Genomic DNA, 12429 nt, shown 5'->3' on the forward strand with positions numbered 1-12429 from the left:
TTGTGGACACAGATTTGGTCTTATCGTTTTTATATTCATTCATCAAGCAAATAGGTTATTTATGGAACCCATGGTCGTCATCGCAGCACGTACTGCTGAAAAAGTTGGTAAAGAAATTTTATATGCGCATCAAAACCGTCATAAAATTGAATTGGACATTGAGTCTAAAGGACTTGATGGTCTAGTGACGCGCATCGATCGCTTCAGCGAAGAGCTGACGATTGAAACACTAAAAGCCAGCTACCCAAATCATTCATTTTTGGGTGAAGAGTTCGGTATGCAAGAAGGTCGCGGCGAAGATGCGGACTGGTGCTGGATTATCGATCCATTAGATGGCACCAAAAACTTCGTCCATGGTGTGCCGCAGTTTTGTGTGTCTATCGCAGTACAGCATAAAGGTGTCACGCAACATGGTGTTGTCTATGACCCAGTTCGTGATGAGATGTTCTCTGCGAGCCGTGGTAAAGGCGCTCGTCTGAACCAGCGCCGCATCAGTGTGAGCGAACGCAAAACCATCGACGGTGGCTTATTTACGACTGGTCACCCTCTTGAACGTAAGCGCAATGGTGAAGTAATCTCTTATGCAAAACAGCATTTTGAGAGCCTACAAAAAGTCTCTGAAGCGGGTGGTCAAATTCGTCGTCTAGGTTCAGCGGCATTGGATCTATGCTATGTGGCTGCTGGTCGCTTCGATGGTTATTTTGAGATGTCTATCAAGCCTTGGGATATCGCAGCGGGCGAGCTTATCGTAACAGAAGCACGCGGTGTGGTGGTCGATCATACTGGCGCACACAACTCTATGACCTCAGGCTCTATCTTTGCTTGTAATGTCAAATTGTTGAAACCATTGATGCAGACGGTCGTTCCTTCGTGGGGCGATGCATTATAAGTACGAGTGTTTAAGAACGCTGGTATGTGAGTAAAAGCACAACCCCTAAAAAGCTGGTTCCATTATGGAGCCAGCTTTTTTGTTTTTCTGGTGCATTTATCTTCAACCGTGATCCCTTGAAACTCAAGCTCTTTACTCATCGTCTCTAACAGCGTCAACTCGTTTTCTATAAGCGCCAGCATATCTTGTACGTGTGGCAAAGCTTTACTGCAAGCGGTAATGCAAAACTCAATCTTATCCAAATAACTGGCTAAGGTAATGTTCATTGCTTGACCATTGAAGACGATAGAAGCGGGGTATAGGGACTGTAGGCGCGCCCCATTCCAGTACAGAGGTTTTTCAGAACCGGGCACGTTGGAGATGATAAGGTTGAAGGCTTGCTTTTTAGGGAACAGCCCTGTTGCCACGTTAATCCCTTCCCAAGCATAAGCAATCACACTGTAGTTGATGACTTGCGCCTGATTCATACGGCGAAACCGGCGTTTGCCATTATTCATACTGCGATGAATAAGCTCGATCCTACGGAGTGGGTTATCCAAATGGGTGCCTAAGTTTGCCAATACAAACGACAACTGATTGCCTGCAATACTGTTGTCAGTACGCAGCGACATGGGCACAAAGGCAATTAAAGGTTTGCTTGGCAGCGCATCCATGGCTATCAAATACTGACGAATGGCACCAGCACAAACGGCCAGTACGACATCGTTTTTACTGATTTTTAATCTCTCAGCAATAGCGTTGAAGCGCTGTATGTCATAAGACTGCGCAGCAATTCGCCGTGAGGCTGAAATTCGCGTATTCAAAACGCTCATTGGGGCATCAAAAGTGCCGACATAACCATCGTCGCCATAATTTTTAAAATTGTCGAGCAATTCGGTAAAGACAGGTTTGATGGTAGAGATTTGCTCTTTGATGATGCGCCGTACAGATCGCTTGGCAGGCAGCATAGCATTGACCTGATTGCGATGGCGCGTCATCAATGACCACACGGGCAGCGTAACTGGCTCATCTGGCGATTGCGAGAGAGATCGTTGCACCAACCGCATGGCTGCTATGCCATCGACCAGCGAGTGATGAATCTTAAAATATAATGCAAACCGCTCAGGGCTGTGCTCGTTTTCTGGTTGAATGCCTTCGATGATGTGACATTCCCATAGCGGCATCGCACGATCTAGCAGACGACCATGCTCTCTTGAAATGTACATCAGCAGCTCGCGAATACGACCAGGACTTGGCAGAGCAACATGATGAAAATGATGCTCGACATCAAAGTTTTTGTCTTTTTTCCAAAAAATCAGATGCTCTAAAACCTGATTAAAAGGAAAGCTTGGCGGTACATCGGATTCTTGCATTTGTTTGACTAACTGATAAACAAAATCGCTGTCCGCCGCTTCTGGTTTTTCAAATAAGAACAAACCACCGACATGCATGGGCTGTTTACGCGACTCAATAAGTAAAAATAACTGATCAACTGCGGTGAGAAGTCGCATAATAAATCCTTTTATGATGATAAGTTGAATAAGAAGTCATCATTGATAAATCTCCATTAATCAATTCTCAAATGGTTATTAAAAAGAGCGTCTTGATATAAATAAGTCTTATACCGTTTATTTATTATTATTTTATAATTGCTCTTTTCTCTAGAGAAATAGAGGTATCAATCTATTGAAAAAAGTAGCCAGTCTGCGGTGAGCTGGCTGTTGCCATCTTGCGCATAGGCATACGACCGGCCAAAAAGGCGGCACGCCCTGCCCATATGGCGTGTTTCATAGCATGAGCCATCATCACTGGATTTTGCGCATTGGCAATGGCCGAATTCATCAATACGCCATCACAACCCAGCTCCATGGCCAGCGCTGCATCAGACGCAGTACCCACGCCTGCATCAACCAATACGGGTACTTTGGCATTTTCAATAATTAAGCTGAGCGTGTGACGATTGAGCAGACCCAAACCTGAGCCAATCAAGCTACCAAGCGGCATAATAGCAACGCAGCCCATGCTCTCTAATTCTTGGGCAACGATAGGGTCATCTGAGGTATACACCATGACTTCAAAACCATCATCAATCAATACTTTGGCAGCTTTTAAGGTTTCGGTCACATTGGGATAGAGGGTTTTTTCATCACCCAACACTTCAAGCTTGACCAAATTGTGTCCGCCCAATAGCTCGCGCGCAAGCTTACAAGTACGAATCGCTGTCTCTGCATCAAAGCAGCCAGCCGTATTGGGTAAAATGGTGTATTTGTCAGGCGAAATCACATCAAGCAAATTAGGCTCATTGCTATTTTGTCCAATATTGGTACGACGAATCGCGACTGTCACAATCTCTGCTCCTGAGGCAGCAATAGCGTCACCCGTTTCAGTCATGTCTTTATATTTGCCCGTACCTACCAACAGCCTAGAAGAGAAGGTGCGACTGCCTACGGTAAAAGTATCTTGTAAAAGGGGTGTCGGTTGGATAATGCTAGCGTTCTCTGACATAACGAAAAATCCTAATAGCGGGCGGGCAAGGTAAAAGGCAAACAATATGCCATCTAAATGTGATAAAAATACGTGCTGTGGCTAATCATAACGTACTGTTAGGAAAAGGACTACCTGTACCTATGCACGCCACTTCTTTGTATCAAATTCAAATGGCATTGACGGTAATTTTTTTGTGAATATGCTAAAAATAAACGGAAAACGATGGGTCTATAGCGCCTTCTATATAAAGTCATACTCATTTAAAACAAAATGCTATTATAACAAACTCGTGCAATCTTACTTACACTCTTTTTGGGTCAGCCAGCCAAGCACAATGCGTTTGCGCTACTTATATAGTTGGGTCGAAATAAAATAGATACGTGAATAGTCGCGTGTTACTGGTATAAATGTTCCGTGCGTGCTTCTAAAAACAGGCTGCGCAACATTCATCTCAGTAGCAGGGTATCGGTTTTAGAGTACATCGACTATACGATGCTTGGGCACGATTTTTTCTGAAATCATTTTCCTTTATCAGGCCGTCTTTATGCTGCAATTACCATACAGTTTCGCAAAACGTCATCAAATTTTGGTCATGCTGGCAATCGATCCTGAGCTGCCGCCGACATTGCTACTGACCAAAGCCACTCCTTTATCCGCCATCAATGAGGCGGTACGCTTTTTACAGCAGCAAGGCGTGCGCGCTGTACCAACTTACGAAAGTGTCAACGCGGACGACTTTGAAAGGCGTATGAACGCCGCCTACGCCGGTAATACGGGAGAATCACAGCACATTGCTGCTGGGCTAGAAGATCATCCCGATCTTGATAGTTTGGCAGACAGTGTCCCAGAGACGGAAGATTTGATGGATCAGCAAGACGATGCCCCTATTATTCGTCTGATTAATGCACTGTTGTCTGAAGCCATACGTTTGAATGCCTCGGACATTCACATCGAAACCTTTGAGAAGCGATTAGTGGTACGTTTTCGTGTCGATGGGGAATTGAAGGAGATCATCACCCCAAAACGACAGTTGGCACCATTACTGGTCTCACGTATTAAAGTCATGGCTCGACTGGATATCGCTGAAAAGCGTGTGCCGCAAGATGGGCGTATCAGTCTAAGATTGGCAGGTCGTGAGGTGGATGTGCGAGTATCGACATTGCCTTCAAGCTTTGGTGAGCGAGTGGTGATGCGTTTGTTAGACAAGCAAGCAGGGCGTCTCAATATGACGTATTTGGGGTTGTCTGATAATGACTATAGCGAGCTTAAACGTTTGATTCATCGCCCACATGGCATTATTTTGGTGACAGGGCCGACAGGCTCAGGCAAAACCACGACGCTGTATTCGGCATTGACAGACTTAAATGATCAAACCCGTAATATCTTGACCGCTGAAGATCCCATTGAGTTTCAGCTCGATGGTATCGGGCAAACGCAGGTCAATAATAAAGTCGATATGACCTTTGCCAAAAGTTTGCGAGCGATGTTGCGTCAAGATCCAGACGTAGTGATGGTGGGTGAGATTCGTGATCTTGAGACAGCAGAGATTGCCGTACAAGCGTCTTTAACAGGACATTTGGTATTATCAACGCTGCACACCAATACGGCCATTGGCGCAGTCACACGACTGCAAGACATGGGCGTTGAGCCGTTTTTATTATCGTCGTCGCTCATCGGCGTGGTAGCGCAGCGTTTGGTGCGTACTTTGTGCTCACACTGTCATGGCTGGCAAGCAGCCGACACAGAGCAAGCCAAGTTGTTTACTGAGATTGGTGTGGAGATTGAGAAGGGAGTCGATAGCGCTATCCAATTGCCCAAACCCATTGGCTGTGATAAATGTAATCAATCAGGTTTTAAAGGGCGTACGGCGATATATGAAGTCGTGCCCATTGATGACACGTTACGTCGCATGATTCATAGTAATACCGCTGAGTACGAGCTAGAAGAGTACGCGCGTTTGCAGACGCCCTCGATTCGTGCCGATGGTCTGCGCAAGGTCATAGAAGGGCGTACCACGTTAGAAGAGGTACTGCGAGTGACCAAAGAAAGCGCGCTCATTGACGAGGCGATTATTAGCTAATCGTACTTTTCTATGGCGATATTATTTTACTGCCATACACTCAATCTCGACACTAGCACCAGCTGCCAATTCTGACACGCCAAAAGCAGAACGTGTAGGATAAGGTCTGGTCATTTCAGTTCTATAGACGTCGTTGAAGTCGTCAAAGTCATCCATATCAACAAGCATTGCCATACACTTGACGATATCTGATTTTTGATAGCCGTATGTTAATAAAGTGGCATTGATATTGTCTAAGGTTTGTTTGGTTTCAGATTTGATACCGCCTTTGACCAGCCTACCTTCTCTCATACCAATCTGACCAGATAGGTATAAGGTATTGCCGACACGTACCGCTTCTGAAAAAGGATAATCTCCACCTTCGCCAAGAAATACAGGGCCAGATTTTGTGGTAGTGGCGGTGGTTGCTCCTACTGGCGCTGCATGGGTCGCCATCGTAAATCCTAAGGCGCAGGCAGTAACGAGCACCGTCTGAGACAATGTTTTAAACAATACTTGAGCTTTTTTGGACATCACTGTCTCCTTCATTATTATTATTTTTGATTATCGATACACCAAGTACACGCTATCGAGCTATTGAGGCATGGCTTTTATGGGTATGAAGCGAAAGCCTGCTACTTATGAGCAGCAGGCTTGGTCGAATGATTGAGTCACTTTTAGAATCAGTAACGGTTTTTAAGACGGTTCATTGTTTTTGCCTTGGCGCCGCGCTTCTAATTCTGCTTTGGGTATCCATGCCCATGTCATCTCAACCACAATAGGATCGCGCTCACTATCAGACTCGCGATCATGAATCACGCAAGGAATCACCATCTCACCCTTTGGAGTGTTTAAAATATCTAGACGCTGCTCATCCGATAAACTGGCGATGGCGGCTATTTGTCCTTTTTTGATTGGACGATAAAAATTGACCGAATACGACTTAATCAGTAGCACACGATCAGACGGCAGATTTAAACCCAAAATAAAACCTGTGGCGGTCTCTGCCAGTAACGTGATGGCCACGGCATGAATAGAGCCGATATGGTTTTGAACCGTTTTGGTATTGTTTAAGCTGACCACGACGCGATTGGGCTCGACGATTTCGTAATAAACCCCCGTCGTTCCTACGTAGGGCACTACTTTACCAAAGGCTTTAGACAAGATGCTAGAACGCGCGCTGTTAGGCAAATATTTGGTGACAGATAAGAGCTTGGTGAATTGGTTACTGATTGGCTTAAGCGTACTGTTTGGTTGTTCGACTGGCAGTCCTGCATTGTCAGAAACTTTGGTTGACGATTTTTTTGCCAGTTTGATAGGCAGTTTTTTTAATAGTCCTGACATACAAAATTCCTTAAGGTGAAGTGGTTTCAACATGTTAGTGACAGAGTATAGTCAGTTCGACATAAAAGAGCGTTGCGTGCGACTAGGATTTATTTCCATAGCTTGCTGCTAACACAGAGGCTACGAAAAGCTCGTTCCAGCTCGCCCTGTCTCGTTTTTAAAGTCAATCGGCTATCGTTCAGGTAAGCTGCGCTCATGAAAAGTTGTACTCAAAACGATTAAAAAGCGTAACCTTACAAGCTTTATCCTAACAGCTATTTGGACTATGTTACATTAACGCAGGTATCTCGACCATTATTACCTTGAACTGCTGCGCTCATAAAACTGCAGTCATGCAATGCGATGGCTGAGCCATACTCTCTAGACAAATGAATAACATACAACCAAACCAAGTAGGTACAAAAAATGGCTCAGTCACACCAGTTGCTCACGTATCGGCACTACTAGATGCTAGGTGGCGAGCCGCGCTATAATAGTGAGATTTTAGCGTGCTGTATTTGTTTCTCACGCGATTGTTGACTGCTGGATAATGCCATGCCTGATATGTTTCCTCATAAGCCCATCAATATCATTTATACAGGCGTCGCTGGTACGGGTAAAACCTACCGACTGCTACAAATCGCTAAAGAATATACCGATTATCTGCCTAAAACCAATTATGAGGATTTGCTGGTACAACTCTTACAAGAATTGAGCTGGCGCGAAGTAGTATGTTTGATATTTTTGGAGTTTCAATCCAGAAAGCAAGACTTGGTAAAAGTGCCTGAACTTGTCAATCATGAGTTTTATATTGCAAAAGCCTCACTAAATGCCCGTGACAATCACTTGAGAAACACGGCATGGGCGGTACTACAAACACACAGTCCTACTGACTCAAAAACAGTCGTTTCTAAAAATCGAGCCAGCCAAGCTTACTTTGATAAAGATCATAGCGGCGCGTGGTATTTGTTGCCCGACAGCCTCACACTATTAGAGGATTTATCACAGCAGTTAGCCGAATTTCAGCAGGCGCAGCGTGACTGTCATAAAAGTCAAGATCATCACTTTAGTCAGCAGCGGTTTAGTATGGTTAGCTTTCATCAAGCCTATGGTTATGAAGAGTTCGTGGAAGGGATTCGCCCCGTTATGACAACCTCTCATTCCCATAAAGACAGTCATATACAGGCCAATAATATGCCTGCCCAAATGAGTTATGCTATCCAAGAAGGTGCATTTTTAAAGCTCTGTCAGCGCGCGGCTAACGACCCTGAGCAGCGTTATGCGGTGCTGATTGATGAGATCAATCGTGCCAATGTCTCACGAGTGTTTGGGGAGTTACTTAGTCTGATTGAGCCAGATAAACGGGCCGGTATGCAAAATGCGATGACGGTCAATCTTGCCTATTCTGGACGTCCCTTTAGTTTGCCTGCTAACGTCGATATTTATGCCACGATGAATACGCAAGACCATTCGTTGGCACCGCTCGATATGGCGCTGCGTCGTCGTTTTCGTTTTGTAGATTGTCCACCGCAGCCTGAATTGTTGCCTATCATCAGTCTTAGCACAGAGGCACAAACTGATGATGCTGTAGAAACCATTGATTTGTCCAAATTATTGATGGGTTTAAACACTCGTATTACGCAAGTCTTAGGGTCAGAGGCTCAGCTCGGACATGCTTTTTTATGGTCGGTGAGCACCCTTGAACAGCTACAAATAGCGCTGTGTGAACAAGTTATTCCACAATTGGCACAAGCGGCAGGTGGACAAGTGGTCGTCTTACAGTATATTTTTAAAGATGAGCCGCAGCCGCTGAGTGCGCAGTTTATTCAAGACCATCAAGCGCTGATAGACCATGGTGCAAGTCATCATATGGATAGCCAAAATAATAACGCTGCTCAGCATCCAATGTTTTCAGGACATAACGCTTTTCTGACGCAGTCGATGACTACAGGTAATTATAGAATCAATACGGATCTCATCACCAAGACAGGCGAATTTGCCAAGCCTTTTGTCTATCAGCGTTTGTATGACTAAGGGTGTGTCGTAGTGATAAATAGCCAAGCGTCCTATCAGAATCCTACGTTGAGGCAAGCGAGTCGCACCCATATTGACGCGCTTACTATTAACAATCATGGCAATCGTGTCATTACGGTGTTTGAGCATCAACGTCTGATAGCACAGGACTTTATACACAGCGCTGATTTTTATTGGCTGATGGCACAAGAGTTTGCAGTATTTACTATCAAGCGTAAGCAAGGGGCGTGGCAGTTAAAGGTTGGGCATTATATCGGTATCGTCTTACTACCGAGTGGCATGATGCTTGAGATATTGCCAAAGCTGGCGGCTGATAATGAAAACCCTCGTAGGCAGCTACAACCTGGTCATACCGCCTCGCATCAAACCCAGATAGGAAAAACCCGTCAATGGGTGCAAAATATGTTGTCTGATCTGACTCATGGTAGCGATCATCCTTACTCTAAGTTACCCAATACAAAAAATCTGGGTCAACTGAGTCATCATTTGACGGCTTTGCCCATAGCGACATTGCCACTGCCTGATTGGCTGATTGAGCAGTTCTTGCAGCGATTGATGCATTATCAACCCATCAAACATTATCAGTCACAGACGCATAATCAAGCTTCATTACAAGGCCGTTTGCTCATCAAGGAGCAGCTGCGTCATAATAGTATGCAGCCACATAAATTTATGTGTGAGAGCAGCGTGTTAAATCAAGACATGCTAGGCAATCGCTTGATTAAAAGTGCCTTGGTTTTATTGGCACCTATGTTTTCTAAATCTATGTCACTCAAATGCCTACAAGCGTGGCAAAAAGTGCCTATGCTGACCCAGCATGAGAGGCAGCAGCTAACATCGATTTACCAGCGAGCAAAGCGGCAGATCGAGATACAGCCACTACAAGCGAAGCAATTACAAGCGGCGCAGCAATTATTAGACTTGGCATATTGGTTATTACAGCAGTCAGATATGGCAGCGGGTAATGGTATTGACCCAAAAAAAACCTCTAAGAATAATCTGTCACAACTGCGCTTGTGCCTGTTGATTGATATGAATCAAGCGTTTGAACAATGGGCAAGTCAGCGCATTGCATCGACATTTATGCAGGCAAGTAGCCAATATCGACCGTTGTACCAAACGCAGCGGGTTTGGCTCAGTGACGAAGAAGGGCAGGCATGCTTGTCCATTCGTCCAGATTTACTAATGTATGAGGCAGCCACTAGCCATGAGCATTACCACAGTCAGAACCATAAAAACGATGTACCTAATGCGAAAGCGTTAAGGCGTTATAGTCATGTCATCGATATTAAATGGAAACCGCTATCCCATGCAGCTGCGATTAGCGCAAGTGATGCTTATCAATTGACAAGTTATGCGCAGGCGTATCAAGCACAGCAAGTGTGGCTGGTTTATCCTGTTCAAGATGATGAGCGGCACCCCATTGCACTCAAACAAGTACGGTATGAGAACGAAAGCGCCGATAATGAACCCTGTATTGCTCAGTTATGGCTTATGCCTTTCAATGTCCTGACAGGGTCGATAAACAGCGACTTGCTTCCCGCATTAGATGTAGTATAATCACGCTACGGGCGATGGCATATCATGGCTGGTAAGGTTTTTTGGTTTCACGTATTTTGATAAATGATGCGTATTTTTCAAATAATTGCGAATTATTTTAAATTAATTAAAAATAGGTGTTGACACAATCGGCTTTACCCCTTAATATGTGCACCTCGATAGCGAGGAACATTAACAAGTTAGCGGCATTGCCAATAACCAGTTAGTCAACAAACTATCGTGATAATAGAGAATTTCGGAGTGTGGCGCAGTTTGGTAGCGCATCTGGTTTGGGACCAGAGGGTCGTAGGTTCGAATCCTATCACTCCGACCATCTATTTTAAGAGCCTTACAGGCTTTTTTTTATGTATAATGATTTAGTTTAGAGTATTCCTTAAACTGATGTAATATATAAAAAGCCCCTAAGAGCGCCTGTAGCTCAGTTGGATAGAGCACCTGCCTTCTAAGTAGGTGGTCGCAGGTTCGAGCCCTGCCAGGCGCACCATTTAGCCTGCATATTTTGCCAGTCCTTGGCAACAGTTATGGCGGTTGTAGCTCAGTTGGTAGAGCCCCGGGTTGTGATCTCGGTTGTCGTGGGTTCGAGTCCCATCAGTCGCCCCATTTTTATTCTGCAAAAACTCCCCTTTATTTCTATCTTATTACATAATGTGCTATTGTTATCAGCCTTTGCCATTTTTGGCATTTTCGCGTGTCTGATTGGTTTTACATTAAATTCAATATATTCGTATTTATGAATATAATAAGTATTTGCTTATTTTCAATTTACTAATCTCCTTATGATTCGCTTTTATCATAGGTTCATAACGAGTGTTGCTGCATTTTTTTCTCATTATTTGACAATCACTTTCACACAAAGCAACAAACGGTCAAGTGTTGTATTAGAATAGAACGGTAACTCAATTGAATACCCATACTTTGTTAATTGATATAAGATTCAACCGCTACCATACGAGTCTTATCGAACTGGTGCAAAAATATAATGAAACATCATGTATTTAACATTGAGCGAGTTTAGGGCGGTAGCAATTAGTAGGTAGGTGTTTGCTTATTTTTTACAAGCTACTACTGACCTTGTACAACTAAGGAAGTGATTGATGGACGCATTAAGTGTATTGTTGCAAAACGTGCATTTGTTTGAAACCAAGTATTATCGTTTGAATGGTAATGGAAATTGGTCTTATTCTATTACCAGAAAGGATACCCTTTTATTTTACCTAGTCATGTCTGGAAGCTTTTGTATTGATGTTGGTAATGGCCTAAGACAGGCACATGCTGGCGATATCATTATGATTCCCAATGCCTATCAGCATGTCAGTTACGCACTCAATCACAATGGCAATGATGCTAAACCGTTAGATGAGATGCTGACGCATTGTAAAGAGCACACGCTTGAAATCGATGGCGATGGTGAGCCCAATTCGTCTTTGATATTGATAGAATGCAAATATGATAAAGAGATGATTCGTCCTTTATTGTCTATGTTGCCGTCTATTTTGCCTGAGATTAATGATAAATCAGGCAGATTTGAAGTCATTGATGTTGAAATCAAGCTTCTGACGTTGGAGGCAGAGAGCGAGCGCATGGGCAAAACAGCCATTATCAATCATTGGGCAAGCATTATGATGATTGAATGTTTGCGTGTGTATATTGAAAAATTACCAGAGGCGACAGAGAATTGGCTAAAAGCCATGAAGGATCCTTTTTTGACCAAAGCGCTGGCAGCGATGCATGAAGCGCCGAGTCAAAACTGGACCATCCATAGACTTGCTGAAACGGCAGGCATGTCACGCTCAAGCTTCGCGCAACGTTTTAAAGATACGGTTGGTGTGCCACCGCTGACGTATCTTATCGATTACCGTTTACGGCTGGCAGCGCGGTATCTGCGCTTGCAACAAAACAGTATCAGTCGTATCAGTGAGCTTGTCGGGTATGCTTCTGACTCTACATTCAGCCAAGCATTTAAGCGTGTTTATGGCGTATCGCCAAAAGCGTACCGTCAGCAATATCGTCAACAAAACATCGCTTAGCTAAGCACAATCAGATATCTTCCACTATAGACAGGCATTAAGGCAGTTACTGCGCCCTTAATGCCTGTTTT

Annotated in this window: 9 protein-coding genes and 3 tRNA genes; 8 read left to right on the forward strand and 4 right to left on the reverse strand. The window is 44.2% G+C overall.

Annotated elements, in window-relative coordinates:
* Positions 1–61 precede the first annotated feature (61 nt).
* Positions 62–889, forward strand: a complete 828-nt coding sequence (locus A3K91_RS01425; protein ID WP_062843690.1) for an inositol monophosphatase family protein — start codon at positions 62–64, stop codon at positions 887–889.
* Between the two features lie 62 nt (positions 890–951).
* On the opposite strand, the gene A3K91_RS01430 is transcribed toward A3K91_RS01425, so the two are convergent.
* Positions 952–2379, reverse strand: coding sequence for a WS/DGAT/MGAT family O-acyltransferase (locus A3K91_RS01430; protein WP_062843691.1), 1428 nt, complete (start codon positions 2377–2379; stop codon positions 952–954).
* A 172-nt stretch (positions 2380–2551) separates the two neighbouring features.
* Positions 2552–3373, reverse strand: coding sequence for a thiazole synthase (locus A3K91_RS01435; RefSeq protein ID WP_062843692.1), 822 nt, complete (start codon positions 3371–3373; stop codon positions 2552–2554).
* A 574-nt stretch (positions 3374–3947) separates the two neighbouring features.
* On the opposite strand from A3K91_RS01435, the gene gspE reads away from it, so the two are divergent.
* Complete coding sequence (gene gspE / locus A3K91_RS01440; RefSeq protein WP_418064588.1) at positions 3948–5435, forward strand: type II secretion system ATPase GspE; 1488 nt, start codon at positions 3948–3950, stop codon at positions 5433–5435.
* 21 nt (positions 5436–5456) lie between these two features.
* Here the strand turns inward: gspE and A3K91_RS01445 are convergent, their stop codons facing one another.
* Positions 5457–5948, reverse strand: coding sequence for a RidA family protein (locus tag A3K91_RS01445; RefSeq protein ID WP_228139882.1), 492 nt, complete (start codon positions 5946–5948; stop codon positions 5457–5459).
* 162 nt (positions 5949–6110) lie between these two features.
* On the reverse strand, positions 6111–6758 hold the full coding sequence (locus A3K91_RS01450; protein WP_062843695.1) for a DUF4442 domain-containing protein: 648 nt from the start codon (positions 6756–6758) through the stop codon (positions 6111–6113).
* Between the two features lie 534 nt (positions 6759–7292).
* Between A3K91_RS01450 and A3K91_RS01455 the strand changes: the two genes are divergently transcribed.
* The 6 genes from A3K91_RS01455 to A3K91_RS01480 all read left to right on the forward strand — a co-directional run bounded on the left by A3K91_RS01455 (position 7293) and on the right by A3K91_RS01480 (position 12358).
* Entirely contained in the window at positions 7293–8771 is a 1479-nt protein-coding gene (locus A3K91_RS01455; protein WP_062843696.1) for an McrB family protein, read from the forward strand.
* A gap of 12 nt (positions 8772–8783) precedes the next feature.
* Positions 8784–10331 carry an McrC family protein gene (locus A3K91_RS01460; RefSeq protein WP_228139883.1) on the forward strand — a complete coding sequence of 516 codons (1548 nt, stop codon included), beginning with the start codon at positions 8784–8786 and terminating at the stop codon, positions 10329–10331.
* A 236-nt stretch (positions 10332–10567) separates the two neighbouring features.
* A tRNA-Pro gene (locus A3K91_RS01465) sits at positions 10568–10644 on the forward strand.
* 94 nt (positions 10645–10738) lie between these two features.
* Positions 10739–10815, forward strand: a tRNA-Arg gene (locus A3K91_RS01470).
* 40 nt (positions 10816–10855) lie between these two features.
* Positions 10856–10931 (forward strand) — tRNA-His (locus A3K91_RS01475).
* A gap of 494 nt (positions 10932–11425) precedes the next feature.
* Entirely contained in the window at positions 11426–12358 is a 933-nt protein-coding gene (locus A3K91_RS01480) for an AraC family transcriptional regulator (RefSeq protein WP_062843697.1), read from the forward strand.
* Positions 12359–12429: the final 71 nt, after the last annotated feature.

Source organism: Psychrobacter alimentarius (genome assembly GCF_001606025.1).
In the GTDB taxonomy this organism is placed as follows: domain Bacteria; phylum Pseudomonadota; class Gammaproteobacteria; order Pseudomonadales; family Moraxellaceae; genus Psychrobacter; species Psychrobacter alimentarius.